Annotated in this window: 21 protein-coding genes and 1 pseudogene; 8 read left to right on the top strand and 14 right to left on the bottom strand. The window is 56.0% G+C overall.

Features of this window, described 5'->3' with window-relative positions; translation table 11 throughout:
* Positions 1 to 11 precede the first annotated feature (11 nt).
* A complete protein-coding gene (locus BT114_RS07990; protein ID WP_072325846.1) occupies positions 12 to 494 on the top strand; it encodes a hypothetical protein in 483 nt (160 codons plus the stop codon).
* Here BT114_RS07990 and nudC read toward each other — a convergent pair.
* Genes nudC through BT114_RS08010 form a run of 4 tightly spaced genes read right to left on the bottom strand, consistent with a single transcriptional unit; the run spans position 484 to position 3,380 of the window.
* The gene (gene nudC / locus BT114_RS07995; RefSeq protein WP_072325847.1) at positions 484 to 1,344 is read right to left on the bottom strand and encodes an NAD(+) diphosphatase; all 861 of its coding nucleotides are present in this window, start codon (positions 1,342 to 1,344) and stop codon (positions 484 to 486) included. The two genes, BT114_RS07990 and nudC, sit on opposite strands and share 11 nt — an antisense overlap.
* Entirely contained in the window at positions 1,322 to 2,107 is a 786-nt protein-coding gene (gene dnaQ, locus BT114_RS08000; protein WP_072325848.1) for a DNA polymerase III subunit epsilon, read from the bottom strand. The genes nudC and dnaQ overlap by 23 nt, the downstream gene beginning before the upstream one ends.
* A 5-nt stretch (positions 2,108 to 2,112) precedes the next feature.
* On the bottom strand, positions 2,113 to 2,586 hold the full coding sequence (gene rnhA, locus BT114_RS08005) for a ribonuclease HI (RefSeq protein ID WP_072326012.1): 474 nt from the start codon (positions 2,584 to 2,586) through the stop codon (positions 2,113 to 2,115).
* Between the two features lie 2 nt (positions 2,587 to 2,588).
* Complete coding sequence (locus BT114_RS08010) at positions 2,589 to 3,380, bottom strand: class I SAM-dependent methyltransferase (RefSeq protein ID WP_072325849.1); 792 nt, start codon at positions 3,378 to 3,380, stop codon at positions 2,589 to 2,591.
* Between the two features lie 74 nt (positions 3,381 to 3,454).
* Here BT114_RS08010 and gloB point away from each other — a divergent pair, with 74 nt between their 5' ends.
* From gloB to BT114_RS08045, 7 genes and pseudogenes are all read left to right on the top strand, one after another.
* On the top strand, positions 3,455 to 4,237 hold the full coding sequence (gene gloB / locus BT114_RS08015; protein ID WP_072325850.1) for a hydroxyacylglutathione hydrolase: 783 nt from the start codon (positions 3,455 to 3,457) through the stop codon (positions 4,235 to 4,237).
* Positions 4,238 to 4,465: 228 nt separating this feature from the next.
* Positions 4,466 to 6,082: a lytic transglycosylase gene (locus BT114_RS08020; protein WP_245770411.1), complete on the top strand. Its 1,617-nt coding sequence runs from the start codon at positions 4,466 to 4,468 to the stop codon at positions 6,080 to 6,082.
* 91 nt (positions 6,083 to 6,173) lie between these two features.
* A complete protein-coding gene (locus BT114_RS08025) occupies positions 6,174 to 7,991 on the top strand; it encodes an extracellular solute-binding protein (RefSeq protein WP_084662019.1) in 1,818 nt (605 codons plus the stop codon).
* Positions 7,992 to 8,010: 19 nt separating this feature from the next.
* Positions 8,011 to 9,107: pseudogene (locus BT114_RS08030) on the top strand (microcin C ABC transporter permease YejB).
* The gene (locus BT114_RS08035; RefSeq protein WP_072325851.1) at positions 9,107 to 10,159 is read left to right on the top strand and encodes an ABC transporter permease; all 1,053 of its coding nucleotides are present in this window, start codon (positions 9,107 to 9,109) and stop codon (positions 10,157 to 10,159) included. The pseudogene BT114_RS08030 and the gene BT114_RS08035 overlap by 1 nt, the downstream one beginning before the upstream one ends.
* The gene (locus tag BT114_RS08040) at positions 10,156 to 11,760 is read left to right on the top strand and encodes an ABC transporter ATP-binding protein (RefSeq protein WP_072325852.1); all 1,605 of its coding nucleotides are present in this window, start codon (positions 10,156 to 10,158) and stop codon (positions 11,758 to 11,760) included. Before BT114_RS08035 ends, BT114_RS08040 begins: the two co-directional genes overlap by 4 nt.
* Before the next feature lie 18 nt (positions 11,761 to 11,778).
* Complete coding sequence (locus BT114_RS08045; protein ID WP_072325853.1) at positions 11,779 to 12,711, top strand: sodium-dependent bicarbonate transport family permease; 933 nt, start codon at positions 11,779 to 11,781, stop codon at positions 12,709 to 12,711.
* On the opposite strand, the gene BT114_RS08050 is transcribed toward BT114_RS08045, so the two are convergent.
* The 10 genes from BT114_RS08050 to BT114_RS08095 form a co-directional block, all read right to left on the bottom strand.
* Complete coding sequence (locus BT114_RS08050) at positions 12,708 to 15,803, bottom strand: EAL domain-containing protein (RefSeq protein ID WP_072325854.1); 3,096 nt, start codon at positions 15,801 to 15,803, stop codon at positions 12,708 to 12,710. The genes BT114_RS08045 and BT114_RS08050 overlap by 4 nt on opposite strands.
* A 93-nt stretch (positions 15,804 to 15,896) precedes the next feature.
* Complete coding sequence (locus tag BT114_RS08055) at positions 15,897 to 16,928, bottom strand: DUF2157 domain-containing protein (protein ID WP_072325855.1); 1,032 nt, start codon at positions 16,926 to 16,928, stop codon at positions 15,897 to 15,899.
* Positions 16,929 to 16,947: 19 nt separating this feature from the next.
* Positions 16,948 to 17,493 carry a DUF924 family protein gene (locus tag BT114_RS08060; RefSeq protein ID WP_072325856.1) on the bottom strand — a complete coding sequence of 182 codons (546 nt, stop codon included), beginning with the start codon at positions 17,491 to 17,493 and terminating at the stop codon, positions 16,948 to 16,950.
* Between the two features lie 40 nt (positions 17,494 to 17,533).
* Positions 17,534 to 18,211, bottom strand: a complete 678-nt coding sequence (locus BT114_RS08065) for a DUF2238 domain-containing protein (RefSeq protein ID WP_072325857.1) — start codon at positions 18,209 to 18,211, stop codon at positions 17,534 to 17,536.
* Between the two features lie 41 nt (positions 18,212 to 18,252).
* Positions 18,253 to 18,825: a YqiA/YcfP family alpha/beta fold hydrolase gene (locus BT114_RS08070; protein ID WP_072325858.1), complete on the bottom strand. Its 573-nt coding sequence runs from the start codon at positions 18,823 to 18,825 to the stop codon at positions 18,253 to 18,255.
* A gap of 14 nt (positions 18,826 to 18,839) precedes the next feature.
* Positions 18,840 to 19,595: an SDR family oxidoreductase gene (locus BT114_RS08075; RefSeq protein ID WP_072325859.1), complete on the bottom strand. Its 756-nt coding sequence runs from the start codon at positions 19,593 to 19,595 to the stop codon at positions 18,840 to 18,842.
* Positions 19,595 to 20,212 carry a bifunctional phosphoserine phosphatase/homoserine phosphotransferase ThrH gene (gene thrH / locus BT114_RS08080; RefSeq protein WP_072325860.1) on the bottom strand — a complete coding sequence of 206 codons (618 nt, stop codon included), beginning with the start codon at positions 20,210 to 20,212 and terminating at the stop codon, positions 19,595 to 19,597. Before thrH ends, BT114_RS08075 begins: the two co-directional genes overlap by 1 nt.
* Positions 20,213 to 20,262: 50 nt before the next feature.
* Positions 20,263 to 21,234, bottom strand: coding sequence for an HTH-type transcriptional regulator CysB (gene cysB, locus BT114_RS08085; RefSeq protein WP_072325861.1), 972 nt, complete (start codon positions 21,232 to 21,234; stop codon positions 20,263 to 20,265).
* A gap of 84 nt (positions 21,235 to 21,318) precedes the next feature.
* Positions 21,319 to 23,307, bottom strand: a complete 1,989-nt coding sequence (locus BT114_RS08090) for an adenylate/guanylate cyclase domain-containing protein (RefSeq protein ID WP_072325862.1) — start codon at positions 23,305 to 23,307, stop codon at positions 21,319 to 21,321.
* Positions 23,307 to 24,074 carry a FecR family protein gene (locus BT114_RS08095; RefSeq protein ID WP_072325863.1) on the bottom strand — a complete coding sequence of 256 codons (768 nt, stop codon included), beginning with the start codon at positions 24,072 to 24,074 and terminating at the stop codon, positions 23,307 to 23,309. The genes BT114_RS08090 and BT114_RS08095 overlap by 1 nt, the downstream gene beginning before the upstream one ends.
* Positions 24,075 to 24,114: the final 40 nt, after the last annotated feature.

Genomic DNA, 24,114 nt, shown 5'->3' on the forward strand with positions numbered 1-24,114 from the left:
AGGAATAAACCATGAAAAAGACCCTGTCCCTGATCTGCGTCATCAGCCTTCTGGCCTGCTCTCTTTCCCTGCAAGCCAGTGATGCGCGACTGGCCAATCAACTGATTGGTGAATGGCAGTGCAGCCAGCAGATCCAGCCCGATCCCAGCATGACGATAAAAATAGATTACATTCAACTATTTACCGGGCAGCGACACTTCACTCTGGATGGCAACATGGAAATGAGTTTTGCAGGGCAGCAGCTCAGTTACAAGTTTGAAGGCAGTGGTGACTGGTCCACCGGCCCTGGTCGCCTGACCATCAAAACGCGTAACAGCAACGCCCAGCCAACCAATGCACTGGCACAGCAGTTACACGATGCCGGCATACTTGATGTCAACCAGCTGCGTGATCTGGAAAGTGATGATACTTTTGAAATGGTCAGCATCACCCAGCAGGCGATGGAGTTGCGACACCTGGAAGAAGACTTCAGTACTCGCTGCGTCAGACGTTAAAACCACGCCATTGCAGGAAGCTGTCTATCAGATAACGGGAAATGGAGGTCGGTGGTGGCAAGGGTGGCAGGTCATCAAGTGCATACCAGCGCGCATCTTCGATCTCCACCCCATCAAAGTGGATGTCTCCCCCCTGATACTCCGCCCAGTAACCCAGCATCAGTGAATGGGGAAACGGCCAGGACTGGCTGCCCAGGTAACGAAAGTTGCCTACCGCCACCCCCACTTCTTCCATCACTTCCCGGTGCAATGCCTGTTCAGCCGATTCACCGGTTTCAATAAACCCTGCCAGTGTGCTGTACACCCCCGGTGCAAAACGGGGGCTGCGCGCCAGCAACAAGGCATCTTCTTTCCAGACCAGGGTGATGATGCAGGGTGATACTCGCGGATACTGGCGCAGATGGCACCGCGGGCATTCCCGGGCGTATTCATCCTGGCGCGGCTGGGTTCGCGTGCCACAGCGACCACAAAAACGATGCTGCTCTTCCCAGTTGGCCAGCCCGGCAGCAGTGGCCAGCAGATCAAAACCAGCAGCATCACTTTGCAGCAACCAACTGCGCAAATCCGGCCAGCCTTCTTTTCTGGCCTGCCCCCGGTGCGCCAGCTGCAGCAGCAGTGGCAAACCCTGCCAACGCCCAATCACCACCAGACGCTGATGTCGCTGCGGATCAAACACGTCCGGCTCCAGCCAGCCGGGCCAATCAGAACGCGGATTTAAAGCCGGGCGCACACAGCCTGAGCCACAGCAGACCAGCCCGATGAGTTCACCGGCCTGCACTGACAGCGGGCCACGCTCAAAATCATTCAGCGGTGATTGCTGAGGAAAATCAGCCTGCAGTGGGTGCCACATCAACGCCTTCCTGTGGATTGGCCGCAGCGGCTTCCAGTTCCAACCAGAAGCAACGTCCGGCCTTGCCCTGAATCAGCTCCAGCTTGGCCCGATGTGCATCCAGCTCAGCGGCAGAGGCCTGCAGCACTTTTAAAGCCGGTCGATTACTGTCCACACGACGGATGCTGGACAGTAAATCCCGCCCGCTCTGGTTCAGCTCATCATCTTCATCACCCAGCAGCAGGTTGGTCTGCCCACCGGTCATGGTCAGATAAACGTCAGCAAGGATTTCCGAGTCCAGCAAAGCGCCGTGCAGGGTACGACCGGAGTTGTCCACCTCGTAGCGTTTGCACAGGGCATCCAGACTGTTGCGCTGCCCCGGATGGCGGCGGCGGGCAAACGCCAGGGTGTCAAAAACCTTGCAATAGTCTTCAATGCGGCCATAACGCTGCTGGCCAAGCTGTTCATTCAGCCATTGCAGCTCGGCATTCAGGAAGCCGACGTCGAAGGGTGCGTTGTGGATCAGCAGTTCACTGCCTTCGATATAGCGCAGAAAGTCATCAGCGACCTGAATAAACAAGGGTTTGTCTTTCAGGTCGTCCCAGGTGAAACCATGCACCTGGGTAGCCTCCACATCCACTTCCCGTTCCGGGTTCAGGTAGACGTGAAAGTTGTTGCCGGTAAAACGACGGCTGATCAATTCCACACAACCGATTTCAATCAGCCGATGCCCCTCTTTGGGGTCCATGCCGGTGGTTTCAGTATCCAGTACAATCTGTCGCATCTTTTTCAGCCATTTAATTCTGGTTCAGGATCGGTTACACCACGATTGGCCAAAGCATCCGCTGCTTCGTTGCCCGGATCACCGGCATGCCCTTTCACCCAATGCCAGACAACACGATGGCGTCTGGCTTGTTCATCCAGGCGCTGCCACAGGTCCTGATTCTTGACCGGTGAGCCTGACGCGGTTTTCCAGCCCTTTTTTTTCCAGTTCACCAGCCATTGGGTAATGCCCTGACGCACATACTGGGAATCCGTGTGCAGGTCCACTTCACAGGAACGTTTCAGGGTTTCCAGCGCACGAATGGCTGCCAGCAACTCCATGCGATTATTGGTGGTTTCTGCTTCACCACCCCACAGCTCCCTTTCGCGGGAACCGTAACGCAGCAGTGCGCCCCAACCGCCGGGACCCGGATTGCCCTTGCAGGCACCATCCGTGTAAATCACCACTCGTGCCGGGTTATTCTGTTTTGTATCTGTCAAAATCACTTCTCTGTTTTCAGGCTGCTTCGGGTCGGAGAGCTTACCGGCTGCACCGGCAACCAGCCAGTGTTTTTCTGACCGACAACACGCCGCAGCGGACTGCCAATGCGTTTACGAACCCTGAGCAGATAAATGCCGGCAAAAGGCCAGTCACGCCGATCCAGCTTCTGATCCAGCTGTTTCAGCTTTTGCTGTAACTTCTCACGATTACAAGGCGGACGATGAAAAATATGTCGTGCTTCATCAGGGTACATGTCGAGGAATTCCAGCCAGTCGGTTAAACGCGTCTGGCTGAGCAGTTGCATGCCTTGCAACTCACGCACCGGTTCAGCCTGTAAACCGGCCGGTAACAGGCGTGACAAACCCCATAAGCTGTTTGGATTAAAACTCAGGATCATCATTTCACCCTTGGGCAGGGTGATGCGTGCCGCTTCTTTTAACAGCGCATGAGGACTGGTGAAAAGCTCCAGAGAGTGATGCAGCAACACCAGATCCATGGAGTCATCAGGCAGAGGCAACAGACAAGGATCGGCAATCAAACAGGAGGGAGTATCAGCCAGCTCAACGGACGGCCGCCATTCAATCTGATGACGAATGCCACAATCCTTGACCAGATCATGCACCGGGCAGCTGCCAAGCGTCAGCAGATGATAACCATGCAGTTCTTGCAGCAAGGGTTTCAGCAAAGCGGTTTCAGCTTCAAGCACAGCCTGGCCGAGGGTACTCTGCCAGAACTTTTGCCAGCTCTGCCAGCAACCTGGTGTCATTTCTGTTTCAGCTTTTTGCACATGCATGACTTCTGCCGTAAAGTGATATCAGAACCAGACACAGACTAACACACCTGCAGATGACCAGCGGAACCTAAACCATGCTTGATGTGATTACCCTGCCAGCTTTTAATGACAATTATATATGGCTGTTGAAATCCCGTGGCGACAAACGCTGCTGGGTGGTAGACCCCGGCGAAGCCGAACCAGTTCAACATTACCTTAAAACCCATGAACTGACTCTGGAAGGCATCCTGCTGACCCATCATCATGCCGATCATATTGGTGGTGTTGCTGCACTGATGAAAGCAGGTGTCACCGTGGTGGGTTCAGTTCAGGATGTTTACCGCCTCCCCCCCTTAAATCTACAGGTCACCCAGGGAGATCGTTTTCAACTGCTGGGCCATACCGTTCAGGTTCTGGAAGTACCTGGCCATACCCTGGGACACATCGCCTATTTCATAGAAGATCAGCATCCCCCTTTATTGTTTTGTGGTGACACCCTGTTTGCCGGTGGTTGTGGACGCCTGTTTGAAGGCACCCCGGAACAGATGCATGCCTCACTGCAAGCCCTGGCACGCCTGCCGGACACCACCCGGGTTTATCCGGCGCATGAATACACCCTCAGCAACCTCAAGTTTGCCTTGCAGGTTGAGCCAGACAATCTGCAGCTTCAGCAACGCATGACAGAGTGTCAGCAACTGCGGGACAAGGGCCAGCCCACACTGCCCTCCACACTGGCTGACGAAAAGGCAACCAATCCCTTTTTACGCATCAGTCAACCCACGGTAGTGCGCTGCCTGGCCAGGCGTTTTCCGGACCAACCAGCCACTGCACCAGCAGAAGGCTTTGCACTACTGCGCGGATGGAAAGACAAGGCCTGATACAGGTCAGTTACCAGTGTTTACTTGTTACATTCCGGCCGGATGCATAGAATGGGGCGCACCGGCCAACCTATTTATCTGGTTACTTTTTTTATGTTTAGACAAGACCGAAAGGTATTTCGACCGCTGCTGCCCTTACTATCGACACTGGCACAGCCCTTTTTTACCGGAAACATCAAGCTCACTCGCAGATTCAGGGCCCTGACCCTGATTACCCTGGGAAGCCTGATGCTGCAAGGCTGCCAAAGCCTGCCCTCCGCTTCACTGTTTGGTAAAAGAGCCCACCCTGATACACCGGCACTGGAAACCTGGAACCGTTTAGAGTCTGGTCAGAAATTAGCCAGTGCCCGTCACCATGATGACACCAGTGGTTTATCCAGCCTACTCCACTCAAGCACAGTAGCCGACTGGCGCCACTGGCAAGACCCGGTGCTCCCTGAATACGACCTCTGGGATCGACTGCGGGCCAACTTTGCCATGGACATCAGCAGCAACGACCCTCGTGTACTGGCTGAAATGGCCTGGTATCGCCGTCACCCGGGTTACATGGATCGGGTTGCCCAGCGTGCCAGCCGTTATATGTTTCACGTCATAGAAGAGATTGAACGACGTGGTTTACCGGGCGAACTGGCCTTGCTGCCGATCGTGGAAAGTGCCTATGATCCCTTTGCCTACTCCCATGGTCGTGCTTCCGGCATGTGGCAGTTCATTCCCGGTACCGCCCGCCACTTCGGGCTGGAAAACAACTGGTGGTATGACGGTCGCCGAGACATCCTTGCTTCCACCGATGCTGCCTTGACTTATCTGACCCAGCTGAATCGTCGTTTTGATGACTGGCATCTGGCTCTTGCTTCCTACAATGCCGGTGGCGGTAATGTAAACCGCGCCCTGCGCCATAATCGTAATGCCGGTGGCAACGGCACCTTCTGGGAATTAAACACCCTGCCAGCTGAAACCCGCGCCTATGTTCCCAAAATGGTGGCGCTGGCTCGACTGATAGCCGACCCTGAAGCCAATGGCATCAACCTGACTTCGATACCCAACCGCCCCTATTTTGTTGCCGTAGACACCAACGGGCAGATTGACCTGGCGCTGGCAGCAGAGCTGGCTGACATCAGCATGAATGAGCTGTACTTGCTGAACCCCGGTTTCAGTCAGTGGGCAACCAGCCCGGAAGGCCCGCATCGCTTGCTGGTTCCGGTGGAGAGTGCCGAACTGCTGGCTGCAAATCTGGCAGATCTGCCGCCGCGTCAGCGCATGAGCTGGCAGCGTTACCGCGTACAACAAGGCGACAGCCTGCTGACGGTTTCACGACGTTTTAACACCACCCCCAGCATGATCCGTGATGCCAACCAGTTACGCGGAGACATCATCCGTGCCGGTCACGAATTACTGATCCCCATTCCCAGCCAGGATGCCCGCAGTTATGCGCTGAGCGAAGACCAGCGTCTGCAACGCCGTCAGAATGTGGCACGTAACGGCCAGCGGGTTGAACATGTGGTGCGCTCCGGTGACAGCTTCTGGCTGCTGGCACGTCGCCACGGGGTTTCCGTGCGTGAACTGGCCAGTTGGAATAACATGGCACCCGGCGACCCCCTGATGCCAGGCCAGCGCCTGGTGATCTGGTCGCGGGCTGACAATGCACGTACTGTCGCCAGTGCCAATAACCGCAGTGTGATACGTCGAGTCAATTACACCGTGCGTAACGGTGATAATCTGGCTAGCATTGCCAGTCGTTTCCGGGTTAGTGTCAGTGATATCGCACGCTGGAACAACATCAACCCCAACCGTTATTTGCAGCCGGGACAGAACTTGACGCTACATGTTGATGTCACACGCAACTGAAAAAAGCCTCTACTCCGGGAAGCTCTGAAACAGCCAGGGAAACTCATGGTTGATCAGAGGCTTCCTAACCGACTTTTAGGAGCAGCAATCAATGCCGGGACCAGTCACCTTGTTTAAAACCTTCAGCAAGTTGATGTTTTTACCCCTTTTAACCGGCCTGTTGCTTCTGCCCCTCACCGCCAAGGCGGATGCCACACCCGCCTGCAAACATGCGCTGACGCTGCATGGCGAACCGAAATACCCGGCTGATTTCAGCCATCTGGAATACGTCAATCCCAATGCCCCCAAAGGCGGCAGCCTGAGACAGGCCGCACTGGGCACGTTTGACAGCCTGAATCCTTTTATCATTCAGGGTACCCCGGCCACTGGCCTGGGCAATATTTACGACACCCTGACCTACCATTCATCAGACGAACCCTTCACCGAATATGTCCTGCTGGCTCGCTGCATGCGCCTGGACCCACAAGGTCGCTGGATCGAGTTTGAACTGCGCCCGGAAGCCCGTTTCCATGATGGCCAGCCGGTCACTGCTGCTGATGTTGCCTACACCTTTGAACTGCTGCGCGAAAAAGGCCGCCCCTTCTATCGGGCCTACTATGCTGACATCAGTGATATTCAGGTGCTCAGCCCTCATCGGATTCGCTTTGAGCTGGCCAGCAATGAAAACCGTGAGCTGCCACTCATCATTGGCCAGGTACCCATTCTTCCCAGACACTTCTGGCAAGGTCGTGATTTCACCCGCCCGACCCTCGAACACTCGATTGGCAGTGGCCCCTACCGAGTGGCAGAAGTGGATTCCGGGCGGCGCATTGTTTATCAGCGGGTAACGGACTACTGGGGTGCTGACCTGCCAGTGAACCGGGGTCGCAACAACATCGACCGACTGGTGTTTGATTATTACCGGGATGCCACCGTGGCACTGGAAGCCTTCAAGGCCGGACGCCTGGATTTCCGGCTGGAAAATATTGCCCGCAACTGGGCCACAGGTTATACCGGCCCGGCACTGTCAGCGGGCGATATCCTGCTGGAAAGCATCCCACACCAGAACTCTTCCGGCATGCAGGGCTTTTTCTTCAACACCCGCCGCGAAGTGTTCAGTGATCCTCGGGTGCGCCTGGCACTGACCCAGATGTTTGATTATGAATGGTCCAACCAGCAGTTATTTCACAATGCCTACACCCGCACCCTGAGTTATTTCAGCAACTCGGAACTGGCCAGCTCCGGGCTGCCGCAAGGGCGTGAACTGGCCAAGCTTGAGCCCTTCCGCGATCAGCTACCCGCAGAAGTTTTTGAACAGGAATACAGCTTGCCGGTCACTGATGGCAGCGGCAACCTGCGCCCCCAGACCCGTGAAGCCTTGCGCCTGCTGCGCGAAGCCGGCTGGCAGATGGATGGTCGTCGACTGGTGAATGTCCAGGGTCAGCAATTGCGTTTTGAAATCCTGCTGCATGACTCCTCCTTTGAGCGCGTGGTGCTGCCCTGGCGACAAAACCTGGAACGCATCGGCATTCGCATGGATGTACGGGTGGTGGATGTCACCCAGTACCTGAACCGCCTGCGCCAGTTTGACTATGACATGGTGGTTTCGACACTCGGACAAAGCCTGTCACCGGGCAATGAGCAACGTGAATACTTCCATTCCGAGTTTGCCCAGTCTGCTGATGGCCGCAACCTTTCCGGCATCAGTGACCCGGTGGTGGATGCTTTAGTTGAGCAGTTGATTGCTGCCCGTGACCGCGAAACCCTGGTGCTGACCACCCGCGCACTGGATCGTGTGCTCTTGTGGGGCCACTATGTGATTCCCCACTGGCACCTGAATGAATACCGCATTGCCCGTCGCAGCAATGTTCAGATCCCGGAAGTAAGGCCGCCTTACGGCCTGCCGGTGGATGCCTGGTGGATCGAGTGAAGCTGAGCAGAGACTGAACATGGGTCCTTACCTGCTGCGCCGCCTGCTGCTGATTCCGCCCACCCTGCTGGGCATCCTGTTACTCAACTTTGTCATCATCCAGGCCGCACCCGGCGGCCCGGTGGAACAGATCATGGCTCAGATGGGCGGTCTGGACAGCATGGGCAGCACCCGTCTGGATACTTCCGGTGGTGGTGAACGTGTCAGTGGTGCCGACGAAGGCGGCTCTGCCTATCGCGGTTCACGCGGAGTTGATGCCCGTTTTATTGCCGAGCTGGAGCAGCAGTTCGGTTTTGACAAACCGGCCCATGAACGCTTTTTCCTGATGGTCGGCAATTACCTGCGTTTTGATCTGGGTGAAAGCTTTTTCCGAGGCCGCAGTGTCACCGAGCTGATTCTGGAAAAGATGCCGGTATCCATCTCACTGGGCCTCTGGTCCACCCTGCTGATTTACCTGATTTCCATTCCGCTGGGCATCCACAAGGCCATTCGACACGGCAGCCGCTTTGATGTGTGGACCTCTTCGGTGGTGATCATCGGATCGGTTATGCCATCCCCGGTTTTCTGTTTGCCATCCTGCTGATCGTGCTGTTTGCCGGTGGCAGTTATCTGGACTGGTTTCCACTGCGTGGGCTGACTTCGGAAAACTTCCATGAACTCAGCAGCTTCGGCAAGATTCTGGATTACTTCTGGCACCTGACCCTGCCGGTGCTGGCAATGACCATTTCCGGTTTTGCCACCCTGACGCTGTTGACCAAAAACTCCTTTCTGGATGAGATTCACAAACAATATGTGCTGACAGCACGCGCCAAGGGCGTCAGTGAACAACAGGTGTTGTACGGCCATGTATTCCGCAATGCCATGCTGATCATCATTGCCGGTATGCCGGCGGCACTGGTCAGCATCTTTTTCACCGGCTCACTGCTGATTGAGGTGATCTTCTCGCTGGATGGCCTGGGCCTGCTGGGGTTTGAGGCGGTGGTGCAGCGCGATTACCCGGTGGTGTTCGGCACCCTTTACCTCTTTACCCTGATCGGGTTGCTGCTGAAACTCATCAGTGACATCACCTACATGCTGGTGGACCCACGCATTGATTTTTCCTCGAGGGAACACTGATGCCGTTGCTGTCGCTTTCACCGCTGAATCAGCGTCGCTGGCAGGTGTTCAAGTCCAATCGCCGAGCCTGGTGGTCCTTGTGGCTGTTCCTGGGGGTGTTTGGTATCAGCCTGATGGCCGAGCTGGTGGCCAATGACAAACCCCTGCTGATTCAGTATGACGGCCGTTTTTTTGTGCCGCTGTTAAAGGATTATGAAGAAACAGAATTCGGTGGTGACCTGCCGATTCCTGCCGATTACCGTGATGCCTTTCTGCTGGAGCAGATTCAGGAGCAGGGTTGGCTGGTGTGGCCATTGATTCCTTTCAGCCATGCCACCATCAATTTCAACCTGACCCAACCGGCACCCACACCACCCAGCCGGGAAAACTGGCTGGGCACCGATGATCAGGGACGGGATGTGCTGGCACGGGTGATTTACAGCCTGCGTCTGTCAATCCTGTTTGCACTGGTGCTGACGCTGGGCAGCAGCCTGGTCGGCATTGCTGTGGGTGCCTTGCAGGGGTATTTCGGTGGTCGCCTGGACCTGTGGGGGCAGCGTTTCATCGAAATCTGGTCAGGACTGCCCACGCTGTTTGTGTTGATCATTCTGGCCAGCATGATCACGCCGGGCTTCTGGTGGCTGCTGCTGATTCTACTGCTGTTCAGTTGGACCGCACTGGTCGATCTGGTACGCGCGGAGTGCCTGCGCGCCCGTAATCTGGAATACGTACGGGCCGCCCGTGCCCTGGGCTTACCGAACCACCAGATACTGCTGCGGCATGTGCTGCCCAATGCCATGGTGGCTACCCTGACTTTTCTGCCCTTTCTGTTCACCGGTGCCGTCACCACCCTGACCGCACTGGATTTTCTGGGTTTTGGCATGCCACCGGGCACTCCGTCACTGGGTGAGCTGGTGGCCCAGGGCAAGGCCAATCTCCGGGCACCCTGGCTGGGTCTGACGGCATTCATGACCCTGGCCATCCTGCTGACCCTGCTGGTGTTCATTGGTGAAGGCATCCGTGATGCTTTTGATCCGCGCAAAACCCTGGCTCCCAAAGGACAGGTGTCATGACTGACTCACCTTTACTGCAGATCAGTGATCTGAATGTCCGTTTTGACCAGAATGAAGCGGCCCTGAAGGGCATCAACCTGACCCTGCAGCGCGGAGAAACCCTGGCACTGGTGGGTGAAAGTGGTTCCGGTAAATCCGTCACCGCACTGGCCACACTGGGATTACTGCCCGCCAACGCCAGTATTTCCGGCAGCATCCGGCTGGCAGAAGGTGAGACGACTCAGGAGCTGGTCGGACTGGATGAAAAAGGTTTACGTCGCTTGCGCGGCCAGCGCCTGGCGATGATTTTCCAGGAACCGATGACTTCCCTGAATCCGCTGCATCGGGTGGAAAAACAGATCAGTGAAAGCCTGCGGCTGCATCAGGGTCTGACTGGTGAAGCGGCCCGCAAACGCTGCCTGGAGCTGCTGACAGCAGTGAAGCTGCCGGAACCGGAGCGCCTGGCCAGTGCCTGGCCCCATCAGTTGTCCGGCGGACAGCGCCAGCGGGTGATGATTGCCATGGCATTAGCCAACAATCCGGACATTCTGCTGGCTGATGAACCCACCACCGCGCTGGATGTGACGGTACAGAAACAGATTCTGGATCTGCTGCGAGAGCTGCAGCAACAACTGGGCATGGCCATTCTGCTGATCACCCACGATCTGAATCTGGTGCGCCAGTACAGTGACCGAGTAGCGGTGATGCATCGCGGCCAGCTGGTGGAAACCCGCAGCACCCCCGATTTGTTTGCCGACCCTCAGGCTGACTACACCCGCCAACTACTGAACAGTGAACCCTCCGGGCAGGCTCCGGCACTGCCCATCAATGCACCGCAGTTACTGGCAGTCAAAGACCTGCGGGTGGCGTTTGCACGCCCCCGCCAGAGTCTGTTGCCCTGGAAAAAACCCCTGCCCTTTGTGGCCGTGGCAAACCAGTCACTGACCCTGCAGGAAGGTGAAACCCTGGGCATAGTCGGTGAAAGTGGCTCCGGCAAAACCACCCTGGCACTGGCTCTGTTACGCCTGCAAGGCATTCAGGCGGGGCACATCCATTTTGATGGCAATGAACTGCAATCCCTGAACCAGAAACAATTGTTACCCTGGCGGCGGCGCATGCAGATGGTGTTTCAGGACCCCTACGGCAGCCTCAGTCCACGCATGAGTGTGGCGGATATTGTTGCAGAGGGACTAAAACTACATCAGCCTGACCTGTCTGCTGAGGCAGTGGATGCAGCGGTCTGCCAGGCATTACAGGAAGTGGGCCTGGAAACCGACTCACGCTTCCGCTACCCCCATGAATTTTCCGGTGGTCAGCGTCAGCGCATTGCCATTGCCCGCGCGCTGATCCTGAAACCCCGGTTACTGGTGCTGGATGAACCCACCTCAGCGCTGGATCGCAGTGTGCAGGCTCAGGTGATTGAACTGCTGCGTAACCTGCAACAGAAATACCGCCTCAGCTACCTGTTCATCAGCCACGACTTGCGGGTGGTCCGCGCACTCAGCCACCGCATTCTGGTGATGAAAGACGGTGCTGAAGTGGAAACGGCCAGCACTGAAACCCTTTTTTCCAACCCGGCAAGCAGTTACACTCGTCGCCTGCTTGAAGCTGCCGGTTTCTGATTTTTTACAGAGGTTTTCATGCCTGACATCGTGGTGATGTTTTTCCTGCTCGGTTTGCTGTCCGGGCTGGTGAAATCCGACCTGACCATTCCCAAGGCCGCCTATGACGTGCTCAGCCTGCTGCTGATGCTCACCATCGGTCTGAAGGGTGGCATGGCCCTGCATGGCAACGTCGGCTGGCATCTGCTGCTGGAGATGGGTGCTGTCACCCTGCTGGGTATCGCCATCCCGCTGATTCTTTTCCCGCTGCTGCTGAAAGTCGTGCGTCTGAGCCTGGCTGACAGTGCCAGTTTCACCGCTCACTACGGCTCGGTCAGTGCCGGTACTTTTGCGGTAGCCTTTGCCTACGCTGAATCCCAGCAAATGACCATTGGTGGCCAGGTCACACTTTATCTGGTGCTGCTGGAACTGCCGGCGATTCTGATCGGCCTGTTGCTGTTCCGTCATTTCAGCCGTGAAAGCGGCGGCAGCGGCACCACTACCGCACTGATCCATGAAGCCCTGACCAACCGTGGTGTGATCCTGCTGGTGGGTGGGGTGGTGATTGGCTGGATGTATGGCCCGTTGGAAGGGGCTGTAGTCACCGACCTTTACATGACTGCATTTAAAGGTGTGCTGGCACTCTTCCTGCTGGAAATGGGACTGGTTGCTGCCGATGCGCTGTCGAAGGTACGGCTGGACAAGATCCGGGTGGTGATTTTTGCCATGGTGGCCCCATCCCTGCTGGGATTAGCGGGTCTGTTCACCGGCAAAATGCTGGGGCTGCCGGATGGCTCGGTACTGATACTGGCCAGCCTGACCGCCAGCGCCTCTTACATTGCAGCACCAGTGGCGGTGCGAACTGCCATTCCCAAAGCCGATATCGGGCTGGCGATGCTGGCCTCACTGGGCATCACCTTCCCCTTCAACGTACTGATCGGCATTCCGCTTTATCACAGCTGGCTGATTTAATGCTGTTGCAATAACTCCAGTTGCTCCAGCAACCGATCACGCAATTGCAACAGCTCTTCCACCAACGAGGGCACATCAGAAAAGTGGCCGGCATCCTGTAACCGATAAATGGCATGTGCCAGTTGATGGATTTGCTGATGCAGTTCATTCACCGACTGCAGATCACTGCGCTGCCCCCAGCCTGACTCCTGCAACCAGCGTCCGAAGCGGCACTCATTTTCATCCAGCGGCGGTCGATCCTGCAAACGCCCTGTCTCCAAGCTATCCAGCAGATTCTGCACCCAGGCACGATGTTCCAGTGCAGCATAAACCAGTGGCAAGTCTGGCTGGCTGACCCGCTTCAGACTGCGCCAATGCGGGCTGGGCTGCCAATTACTGACCCAAGCGGGTATTAGATCCGCCGCCATCGGCCGGGCAATGCCATAACCCTGAGCTAGTTCACAACCAATCCGCAACAGCATGTCGCCATGGGCTTCTGTCTCTACACCCTCGGCAATCACCTGACGCCCAAAGGCAGCAGCCAGACTCATCACACCATTCAGAATCGCCAGGTCCTCGGGGTTGTCCAGTACGTCACGAATGAAACTCTGATCCACCTTCACCATTCCTGCCGGCAAGCGTTTAAGATAGGTCAGTGAAGAGTAACCGGTACCGAAATCGTCCAGTGAAATCCCAACCCCCAGCTTACGACAAGCTTCCAGTATTTCTGCTACCTGGGCCAAATCACCCAGTGCACTGGTTTCCAATATCTCCAGCTCCAACTGGGATGGATTAATGGCCGGATACCGGGCCAGCATACCCTGTAAACGCAGCGGCAGCTCCCCTTGGCGCAACTGGCGTGCACCAACATTGATGCTGACCGGCAGTGTCAGTCCATGACTCTGCCATTCAGTCATTTGGAACAGTGCGGCACCAATTACCCACTCACCCAGTTGCAAAGCCAGGGGGTGTTCTTCAATCACCGGCAGAAAAGCCGAAGGAGGCAACAAGCCTCGCTGCGGATGCTGCCAGCGCACCAGAGCCTCCACACCAATTACTGCGCCGGTACGCATGTTGACCTTAGGCTGGTAATGCAGCACAAATTCCTGACACCTCAGTGCCACCTGAATCCGCTCAAGGCTTTCATGGTGGCTGCGGACACTGCGATCCTCTTCCGCATCAAACAAATGGTAACGCCCCTTGCCCGCCAGTTTGGCCTGATACATGGCCTGATCGGCCTGACGTAATAACTGTTCGGCTTCCAGCGTTTCACTCTGAGGGTAAAAGGTCACACCAAGGCTTGCAGTCACCGCCAGCGCTTCTGAACCCAGCATCACCGGCCGTGATGCCGCTGCCAGCAGACGCTGCAGCAAGGGCGTGGCCGTCTCGGTATCAGGCAGATCCAGTAACACCGCCACAAACTCGTCACCACCCAAGCGTGACAGGGTATCACCTTCACGCAAAGCATCTTTCATGCGGCCAGCCAACGTCATCAGGATCTCATCGCCCACCGCATGGCCATGGCAGTCATTGATGGCTTTAAAACCATCCAAATCCAGATACACCACTGCCACTCGCTGTCCTCTACGTTGTGCCTGCACCATGGCTTGACTGAGTCGATCCGCCAGCAGCACCCGGTTAGGCAGGTTGGTCAGTGCATCATAGTGGGCCACATGCTCAAGCTGCCGCTCATGCTCTTTCATTTCAGTGATATCGGTGGAAATTCCCAGCAGTCCGATCACCTTATCCGGATCTGAATCATCATGAATGGGAGTCTTAATTTCCAGGTAATGACGAACCCGACCATCAGCAAAAGGGATTTCAACTTCTTCACTGCTTTGTTCGCCCTGCAGCACCCGCCGATCAATCTGTTGCAGATGGCGCACTGTGGCCGGTGGGAAATAATCAGTATCAGCGGTACCCTTCAGGCTTTCCTGAGTGACACCGAATAAATCCAGCGTGATCTGATTGGCATAGGTGTAACCGCCTTTGGTGTCTTTCATATAGATATAAGAAGACACATAGTCCAACGCCTTGCGAAAACGTCTGGACTCCTCGTAATGCTGGCGAATTTCACGCGTCAGCTGATCAGCAAGCTTGCGGGCATTCACCTGAATGTTCTGCAGCAGTCGCAATAACCAGAAAACCAACCCTGTCAGAATCAATCCGCCAGTCAGTGTCACCCAGGCAGAAAGGTAACTCACACCGGATGCTGGATTGAAATGATCAAACACCAGTAACCACTGTCGGCCGTTGAATTCTAGCAACCGCTGCTGATAAAACAGGCTGCCATTGGCCTGATGACTGCTGAACAGGCGTTGATGCTCCAGTGGCTGGTCACCATCATACAGGTGCAGTCCAAGCGCCTGCACATCAAGGCGCTCCCAGCCGCTGAGAATCCCCTGCATCAACTCATCCATGCGATAAGGGCTGAAAGTCCAACCGATCAGGGCCTGCTGACGCTGTTCCGGGGTGGCAACAGGGACTTCCTGCTGATAAACAGGAACAAACATCAGGGTTGCCGTTTGCACTTGATCACCCTCTTCCGCTACTAATTGCACCTTGCCACTCAGGGCTGCCATGCCAGTATCCCTGGCTCGGATCATGGCTTCACGACGGACCGAGTCTGTCCACATGTCATACCCCATGGAACGGCGATTACGCCTTTCAAAAGGCTCAATGAACAGGGTGGTGGTGTAAAAGGGACGTTCACCGGCTGGCCAGATGTGGTAATCGGCAAACCCCTCCTCCCGGATGCGCTGCAGGTGCTCATCCAGTGCCACAGCGGGGATCCTTTCCGCAAAACCGATGCCATGGATGTTGGCCACGGTTTTCGAGACACGCATCTTGTCGGCATAAATCTGCCACTCATCGCGCGTGACCTCCATGGAGGCGTCAAACAACCCGGCACCACCACGTAACACCAAGGCATAGGCATCCAGCCGCTCTTCCAGCCGTTGTGTCACCTGATCAGCAGCAAAGGAAAAGCGCTCCACCGCATCCTTTTCCTGCTTATTGCGAACCTCTGATGCCAGCCATAAAGATAACAGTCCACCCACCAGAAGAATCAGCCAGGGCAGATGATTTGCACGAAATTGAGCCGCGATTGACATGGTGCCATCCGTTCAGGATAGGTTGTTCTTATTGCCTGCCTTCAGGCGGCTGTCCTGAGTATATCGCAACAAAACAACTTTTCCCGGAAAGCTTTAATGCCTCAGCCGCTGTAGCCATGGCTGCATGGCGGCGGGCAGGCGTGAGCGCATGGCTGCAGTGATACTGGCTTCATGTTTCTGCCAGAGAATGCCCAACCCGATCACCGCCAGACCTATGGCGGTGAGCACAAAGGGAAACAGCAGGCTGTCGGCAAACACCTGCCAGGCCAGACGCCCCAGATACATGGCCACCCCCATACCACCAAACACCACAAACACCCGACGGCGCAACAGCACACCCACCAGAATCAGCAGCAGATTGATGCAGCAGTATAAAAAGCGCCCCAGCTCACTGTCGGTGTTCATCAGGGTCAAGCCCCCCCAGAAGGCCACCACACCAAACAGATAAAGCCACCCGGCAAAATCCTGCTGACTGCGATTACGCAGATCCACCATCACCGCCAACAGCAGCATCAACAATCCAAACCAGAGGGAAACCCAACGCCGCAAGGCAAAGGTCAGTTCTTCACCAAACAACATGGGTGCCAGATCCATGCTCAGGTACCAGAGGGTCACTGCCAGTGGCATCACCAGAAATGCCAGGCGGTAGTGCCACAAGAGTATGGCTGCAACCATCAGGGTTGCCAGCTCCATGAACAGCCAGCGCCAATCCACCAGTTGATGATACTGGCGATAAACTGCACCTTCCGGCCAGAAACCCAGCATCTGCTGCAAGCCATAAACCGCCAGGGGTGTCAGTACCACCACAAAGGTTGCCGTGACACCGGCAGGAACCGGCAGGTTACGGCGCCGGAACACTTGTGTCAGCCACAGTCCGCCAAGGGCATACAACAGTGCTATCAGTAATAAACCGGCACCACCAAAACGCTCCCAGCCCAGTGTCATAAACAGGCTCATGGCACCAATGGCCAGCAGTCCACCAAGATAATAAAGGGTGTGGGCCAGTTGAAAGGAAGACTGCCCCTGAGTCTGCGTCTGAAGAAACTGCCACAGCGCATCAACCTGTGATTCATTGATGATCCCTGCCTCACGGGCCTGGTCCAGTTGCCTGCGATTGACTTGCATTCCTTTTTTCTCCATCACATCAAAAAGATGAACCCGGCTGCTGCAGGAACTCAAGCTCTTCGGTAGTTGAGGTACGTCCCAGTATGACATTGCGGTGTGGATAGCGCCCGAAGCGATCAATGATGTGCTTGTGTCGGATTTCAAAATCCAGATTGTTTTCCAGCCCCGGCTGGCTGAACAGTTTGACCGCCTGCCGGTGAATCAATCTGGATTCACTGTGCATGTAAGGCATATAAAGGAATGCCCGCTCGGTGACTGAAAGCTCCTGATCCATGCCTTGTTGAACCGCTTGCTGTGCCAGTGCCAGAGCCAGGGCGTCACTGGCAAAAGCTGCCGGTGTGTCTCTGAACATATTGCGGGAAAACTGATCCAGCACCAGGATTTCAGCCAGACACCCCCGAGGGGTGGTTCGCCAGTCAAAGAGTTCACAGGCTGCCGCCGCCTGGTGCAGTTCTGAAAAACGATCACGCAGGGCTTGATCCATCGCTTCACTTTTAACAAACCAGTCTGCCGGTTGCAGCTCCTCAAACCAGAAGTTCAGTACCGTTTCCGCTTGCCAGCTCATGACACCACCTCATTCTGTTTGCCCGGATCATCAGGCTGATTCAGCGCGTGAACATACCGGGGTTGCGTTCAATGAATGCACGTATCCAGCGTTTCACAAAAAAGTTTCTGCCACGCTTCAGGTAAGCATAGCCTGCCATGCTGATCAGCAAAGCACCCAGGGCATTCACAATCATGTCCCACATGGTATCGGTCAGGCCAGAGGGATCACCCAGCATGGGTTTTTGCATCCGGGTGCCAACCAGCTGATCCATGGCAAATTCAAAGATCTCCCACAGGGAGCCGATGGCCACCGCAAAAATAAAGGCAAAAAAAGCCAGAAATCCAGGTGTCATGTGCAGCTCTACACGACGACTTTCATTCAGCAGATAAACCAGCAGAAAACCCAGAATACCCATCAGAAAACCGGCACTGGCGTGCAGGGCAATATCCCACCACCAGAAGCGCGCATAAAAGTCGTGGATTTCACCCAGATAAAAGGATGCAAAAATGAACACCACCGCCAGCAGATGAAATTCTGCTGGCAGATCCACCTGCAAGCGACGCCAGAAAATGATCGGAGCCAGCAGTGTAAGAATGATCAAAGTGACCAGAAACAGCGGCAACCAACTGCGCTCCAGTGCCAGCAGCAGCCATTCCGCCAGCATCAGCAACAACATCAGGCGCACAAAATAACGGTGCAGACGCCTGTCTGCAGGTTCGCGTCTGATCCTCGACATGACAACCTCCTGGTTTCAGGTAGCCGCTGATCAGAGGGGGATCAACCGGGCTGGTGTTGCTGATGCCACTGCTGGATATAAGTCAGATGGCGTTCAAAACCTTCAAATCCGTGGTTGCCACCTTCCTCCAGAATCAGCTCTGCTCCGGGGTAAGCTGCCAGTGCCTGACGGTAATCCAGCAGTTCATCACCGGTTTGCAGCATCAGCAGGCAGCGTTCGGTTACAGGCTGCTCCACACAATAAGCACGCAGGCTTTCGGTGTGTGCTGCAGTCCACTCATAGGCAGTCTGATCATGAAAATGCACCGCACGCCCGACCGCACGATGCAGGGTGATATAAGGCTCCACCGCCGGATTGATCAGCACATAAGGCAGCTTGAAACGATGGGCCAGCCAGGTGGCGTAATAACCACCCAGTGAAGAACCGATCAGTGTCACCGGTTCATGGCGCAACAGCACCACCAACAGTTCTTCGAGGGTATCCAGTGCCAGCACCGGAATATCCGGCAAGGAGGGCGCAGCAAAGGCGATGTCCTGTTCAGCACAGAAACTTCGCAGCTGCTCAGCCTTACTGCCATGACCACTGGAACCGAATCCATGGATGAACAACAGCATGTGAATCCTCCAGCTTATTCTTCCTGAATCAATGGGCGGATCAGCAGTTCACTGACATCCACATGGGCAGGCTGGGTCACCGCATAGAATATCGCTGCAGCAATGTCTTCCGGTTGCAGAATCGGACTGCCCTCTGCATACATGTTGTCCTTGACCGCCTTGCGGATTTTTTCATGGCCGATGGAATCCGGTAACTCAGTGGCTACCGAGCCGGGCTGCACATCGGTGACCCGCACACCAAAGCGGATGGCTTCCTTGCGCAGGGTATCGGAAATGGCCCGCACTGCGTGTTTGGTTCCGGCATACACCCCGGCGCTCTGGAAGGTCACCCGTGAGGCAACTGAGCTGATGTTCACAATATGGCCGGACTTGCGTTCGGCCATACCGGGATAAACGGCATGAATGGCGTAGAGCACACCCTTGATGTTGACATCAATCATGCGTTCCCATTCATCCACCCGGCCGGAGATGATCGGGCTGATCGGCATGGTTCCGGCATTGTTGATCAGGATATCCACACCACCGGGCAGTGCCGCCAGACGCTCACCCACTGCTGCCATGGCGTTTCGGTCTGATACATCCACCGGTTCCAGCTGAATATCTGCCCCCTGGGCTTGCAGCTCTGCGGCCAGTGCCTCCAGGCGCTCCACCCGCCGGGCAGAAAGCACCAGTGAAGCACCGGCAGCGGCCAGGGTGCGCGCCGTAGCGGCACCGATGCCGGAACTGGCACCGGTGATCCAGACACGCTTACCCTGCAACAGCGGCGTCATCAGAGTGACAGCTCGCGGTTGCTGGCGTTGATGAAGGCTTTTTTCAGGTCATCGTAGGTGTGTACAGCAGGGAACTGCGGGAACTCTTCAATGACATTCTGCGGCGCATGGAACAGGATGCCCTGCTCAGCCTGGGCCAGCATGGTGGTGTCGTTGTAGGAGTCACCGGCAGCAATCACGCGATAATTCAGCAGTTGGAAAGCGCGTACACTCTGGCGCTTGGGATCACGCTGACGCAGTTTGTAATCCACCACCCGGCCATCCGCGTCCACTTCCAGCTTGTGGCACAGCAGGGTTGGATAACCCAGCTGTTTCATCAGTGGCATGGCAAATTCATAGAAGGTGTCCGACAGAATCACCAACTGGAAACGCTCACGCAGCCAGTTGGTGAATTCGATGGCGCCCGGCAGGGGTTCCAGGGTGGCAATCACCGCCTGGATATCCGGCAGTTTCAGGCCATGCTCATCCAGAATGCGCAGACGCTGACGCATCAATACGTCATAGTCCGGCACATCACGGGTGGTGGCGCGCAGTTCTTTAATACCGGTTTTTTCGGCAAAGGCAATCCAGATTTCGGGGATCAGTACCCCTTCAAGATCCAGGCAGGCAAGTTCCATGACTATCCTTCAACAGTGGCTTGGGTGAAAGCTCACATTATAAAGGTTTATCAGCGGTTCGGCAGCTCCAGCCCTTCAAACATCTGCTCCACTTCCTGTCGGGTGGCCGCAGCCAGAGCCTGATCAACGGTATCCCGATCCAGATGGGCCGCCAGTTTTTCAATGAAGTGGTAGAGATAACCACGCATGAAGGTGCCCCGACGAATGCCCAGGCGGGTGATACTGGGTTCAAACAAGTGGCTGGCATCCAGTACCACCAGATCATCGTCACGCAAATCGGCCGCCATGTGCGCCACAATGCCCACACCCACACCCAGACGAACATAGGTCTTGATCACGTCCGAGTCAGCTGCAGTAAACACAATTTTTGGCTCCAGACCAGCCGCAGCAAAGGCTTCATCCACCTTGGCCCGACCGGTGAAGCCACTGATGTAGGTCACCAGCGGGTATTCGGCCAGCACTTCCAGCGTCAGTTTTTTCTGCTGAGCCAGCGGATGATCCTTCGGCACCAGCACACAACGGTTCCATTGATAACAGGGGAAGGTCACCAAGTCATTGGTGCTGGCAATGGATTCAGTGGCAATCGCCAGATCAGCCTCACCATCGGCCACCATCTGGGCAATCTGCGGGGGTGTGCCCTGCTTCAGGCTGAGGGTGACATCCGGGTATTTTGCCATGAATTGACTGATCACCGCCGGCAGGATGTAGCGCGCCTGAGTGTGCGTGGTGGCCAGTACCAGACTGCCGCGCCGTTCATTGCTGAATTCCTGTGCCACCCGTTTGATGTTTTCAGCCGTGCGCAGCATTTCACCCGCCAGATTGATCACCACCTGCCCGGCCGGCGTGATGCGTGTCAGGTGTTTACCACTGCGTGCAAACACCTCAATGCCCAGCTCGTCTTCCAGCAGGCGAATCTGTTTGCTGATGCCCGGCTGAGAGGTGTAAAGGCTCTGCGCGGTGGCCGACACATTCAGGTCATGGTGGGCCACTTCCCAGATATAACGCAGCTGCTGCAATTTCATGGGGCTTCTCCTGCCGCCAACAATGGCAAAAAGGTAATAACGAAAAGATTTCAAATTACCCAAGAGAATATACAGAATCCGAGATCATGACAAGAGCCCCATTTTCTGCATGGCTCGCCAGTCCAGCACCCAGGCCTGCAAGGCCATTGACTTGCCCTTCAGTTGCAAGGCACCCGCCGGATAACAGGGCAACTGATCACGAACCGCCAGCCAGGTGGCTTCACCCATCAGGATATCCACCGTTTCGCAGGGTTTAGGCTCTCCGGCAGCACGGGCCTGCTGCCAGGCTTCATTCACGGCCTTGGTGGCACTTTCCAGCCGGGCAGCCACATTCACCACATCCCCGATGGCGGTGTAATTGAAACGTCCGGCAGCACCGATATTACCCACCACCCCTTCGCCGGTATTGATACCAATGCCCATACGCAGCTGACGCACCGGGTCATCAGGGAAGTTGGCATTAAATCGTTCCAGTGCCTGCAGCATTGCCGCTGCTGAAAGACAGGCATGCAAGGCATGATTTTCATCAGGCAGGGGGGCATTAAAAAGCGCCATGATGGCGTCACCAATCAGCTTGTCGAGGGTGCCCTGATAACGGTGCAGGGGTTCAATCATCTGGCCGAAATAAGCATTCAGGTGACGCACCAGCTCTTCCGTTTCCAGCGCCTCCGTGGTGGGTGTGAAATCTCGCAGATCAGTGAACACCACCGTCAGTTGCTGACGCTGGCCACCCAGACTGATCAGTTGCGGCTGATTCACCAGTCGCTCCACCAGGGCAGGAGCCACATAACTGCTGAAGGCACTTCGCAGCCAGGCGGTTTCCGCTCGATTCTGTACAAACAGCCAGACTTCACCCAGCAACACCAATAGCAACAGCAATAACAATGGATAAAAAGCTTCCAGCCAGAGGTGCAACCACAGATACAAGCCTGCCCCGGCAGCCACCAGCAACAGCGCAATGGCGCCATAACACAGCAGGCGCAGCCAGGGAGAAGCCAGCTGCCAGATCAGAAACACCGCCAACAAGGTCAACAGCAGCACCCCTGCCAGGTGGGTACCCTGAACTTCCTGCAACAGGCTGGCATCCAGCAGATTTGCGACAAAGGTGAGATGCACCAGTGGGCCTGGCTGATAACCCAAGGGGGTGGCACGCAGATCGGTGACCCCTGCCTCACTGACTCCCACCATAACCCATCGACCGGCAAGCCGTTCTGGGTCCCAGTCATCCTGCATCAGCTCGGCAAAACGGATGCGTTGCCAGGTGTCTGGTGGATAAAAATTCAGCCGGGTGCGTTGCTGTGCATCCACCGGAACAGACTGCCCCGCAGTCATTGCACTGCTCCCCTGCAGGGTGAAGTCCTGCTGTCGGCCCAGACGCAATAACTGAACACCCAGGTTCGGCAAGGCCATATCCTGCAGGGCAAACGCCAGTGGATAATGACGCAATTGCTGATCAGCATCCGGCTGAATGTTCAGCGCGGCCAGCAATGGCAAGGCATCACGAAGTTGTGGAGTAGGTAATTCAAGGCGGTCACTGGTCAGTAGTGTCACATCCGTGACATCCAGCAGTGCCGAATCCAGCAGCAACTCCCATTCATGGGGCTGCAGTGTTGCTGCCAGTGGACCATTCAGGAACACGCCTCCCACAACCGGCAGGTCGGCCAGGGCTTCTGCCAGTTGCCGGTCTTCTTCCGGCCGGGTGGCTTCGGAGAACACCATGTCCAGTGCCACCACCTCGGCAAGATGCAGGCGGGCCAGCCCTTCTGCCAGCACACTGCGAGGCCAGGGCCAACGACCAAAAGCCTGCACACTGGTGTTTTCAATTTCCAGAAACACCAGTTGCTGTGGTGGTACACGGGGGTTCAATCGATACTGGCCGTCTGAAATGGCGCTGGCCAGCGACTGAATCAATGGAGGTGGGTACAGAGACAGCAACAGCACCGGCAACACCAGCAGCAGTGCCACCGGATAGAGGCTGATGGGCCCTTTCCATTTTCCAGAACCCTGCTTCAACTTCCCAAAGTACCGCATCAGGTTCACAAAGCGCCGCAACTGGTCCACAAAGCTCCGCATCAGCGCAACCAGCGCTCAAGATCACGCTGCAACCGCTCCAGTGCAGGATTGACCGGTGCATCAATCACCTCGGGGGCATCTTCACTGCCACCCAGTGTCAGCTGACGACCTGGCTGCAGGTCCACACCACTGACAAAGGCCTGAAACTGGGCCATCTGCTCCTTCTTGTAGTCTTCAAACGCCTGTTGCAAGGCATTCCGGTACTCCTGAAATGCCCGCTGCTGGTAAGCCCGATACTCGCTGAAGGTCATTTCGGACACGGGTTTGGCACGATAATAGGCCATTTCACGACCATCCTGCCGTTCTACACCCACCAAACCTCGAAACAGCGCCACGTCATCACGTTGATCACTGCTGCTGACCAGGAACCGGGTACCCTTGACCCCGATCACCACCAGCGGTGTATGCACCACAAATGGGGTTGCTCCTCGCTGACTGACTTCAAACAGACCGGCACCCTCTTCCAGCCGAATGCCGGAAGCATCCAGCACCAGCAGTCGGCTGCCGCCATCCAGCACCAACTCGCCACCGGAATGGCGAATCAGGGCACGAGCATTGGTCTGGGTGATGACCCGATCATCAGTGCAGAGCGCATGAGGAAGCTGAAGATCACGCAGTGGAAAAGCAGACCCGGCAGGCTGAACCCGCACCAGCCCTTCCAGTTGCACCAGCGCGGCATGAGACTCACAGGAAACTGAAGCGGCCTGCAACTGCAGGGAAGCAAGGAACAACAAGCCCGACACCAGCACAGCCACTGTTTTTTTCATGATGTTTCCTTCCCTTGCATCGAAAAAATGAAGCATAGCA

Source organism: Marinospirillum alkaliphilum DSM 21637 (assembly GCF_900119735.1).
GTDB lineage: Bacteria > Pseudomonadota > Gammaproteobacteria > Pseudomonadales > Halomonadaceae > Marinospirillum > Marinospirillum alkaliphilum.

What these genes read in the sequence shown, in the direction of transcription:
- gloB (WP_072325850.1), top strand. Translation starts at nt 3,455, where the DNA reads ATGCTTGATGTGATTACCCTGCCAGCTTTTAATGACAATTATATATGG.
- BT114_RS08070 (WP_072325858.1), bottom strand. Translation starts at nt 18,825, where the DNA reads ATGCTGTTGTTCATCCATGGATTCGGTTCCAGTGGTCATGGCAGTAAG.
- thrH (WP_072325860.1), bottom strand. Translation starts at nt 20,212, where the DNA reads ATGGAACTTGCCTGCCTGGATCTTGAAGGGGTACTGATCCCCGAAATC.
- nudC (WP_072325847.1), bottom strand. Translation starts at nt 1,344, where the DNA reads ATGTGGCACCCACTGCAGGCTGATTTTCCTCAGCAATCACCGCTGAAT.
- BT114_RS08045 (WP_072325853.1), top strand. Translation starts at nt 11,779, where the DNA reads ATGCCTGACATCGTGGTGATGTTTTTCCTGCTCGGTTTGCTGTCCGGG.
- BT114_RS08050 (WP_072325854.1), bottom strand. Translation starts at nt 15,803, where the DNA reads ATGTCAATCGCGGCTCAATTTCGTGCAAATCATCTGCCCTGGCTGATT.
- BT114_RS08065 (WP_072325857.1), bottom strand. Translation starts at nt 18,211, where the DNA reads ATGTCGAGGATCAGACGCGAACCTGCAGACAGGCGTCTGCACCGTTAT.
- BT114_RS08055 (WP_072325855.1), bottom strand. Translation starts at nt 16,928, where the DNA reads ATGCAAGTCAATCGCAGGCAACTGGACCAGGCCCGTGAGGCAGGGATC.
- BT114_RS08090 (WP_072325862.1), bottom strand. Translation starts at nt 23,307, where the DNA reads ATGCGGAGCTTTGTGGACCAGTTGCGGCGCTTTGTGAACCTGATGCGG.
- BT114_RS08020 (WP_245770411.1), top strand. Translation starts at nt 4,466, where the DNA reads ATGCTGCAAGGCTGCCAAAGCCTGCCCTCCGCTTCACTGTTTGGTAAA.
- BT114_RS08040 (WP_072325852.1), top strand. Translation starts at nt 10,156, where the DNA reads ATGACTGACTCACCTTTACTGCAGATCAGTGATCTGAATGTCCGTTTT.
- BT114_RS08075 (WP_072325859.1), bottom strand. Translation starts at nt 19,595, where the DNA reads ATGACGCCGCTGTTGCAGGGTAAGCGTGTCTGGATCACCGGTGCCAGT.
- BT114_RS08025 (WP_084662019.1), top strand. Translation starts at nt 6,174, where the DNA reads ATGCCGGGACCAGTCACCTTGTTTAAAACCTTCAGCAAGTTGATGTTT.
- BT114_RS08060 (WP_072325856.1), bottom strand. Translation starts at nt 17,493, where the DNA reads ATGAGCTGGCAAGCGGAAACGGTACTGAACTTCTGGTTTGAGGAGCTG.
- dnaQ (WP_072325848.1), bottom strand. Translation starts at nt 2,107, where the DNA reads ATGCGACAGATTGTACTGGATACTGAAACCACCGGCATGGACCCCAAA.
- BT114_RS07990 (WP_072325846.1), top strand. Translation starts at nt 12, where the DNA reads ATGAAAAAGACCCTGTCCCTGATCTGCGTCATCAGCCTTCTGGCCTGC.
- BT114_RS08095 (WP_072325863.1), bottom strand. Translation starts at nt 24,074, where the DNA reads ATGAAAAAAACAGTGGCTGTGCTGGTGTCGGGCTTGTTGTTCCTTGCT.
- cysB (WP_072325861.1), bottom strand. Translation starts at nt 21,234, where the DNA reads ATGAAATTGCAGCAGCTGCGTTATATCTGGGAAGTGGCCCACCATGAC.
- BT114_RS08035 (WP_072325851.1), top strand. Translation starts at nt 9,107, where the DNA reads ATGCCGTTGCTGTCGCTTTCACCGCTGAATCAGCGTCGCTGGCAGGTG.
- BT114_RS08010 (WP_072325849.1), bottom strand. Translation starts at nt 3,380, where the DNA reads ATGCATGTGCAAAAAGCTGAAACAGAAATGACACCAGGTTGCTGGCAG.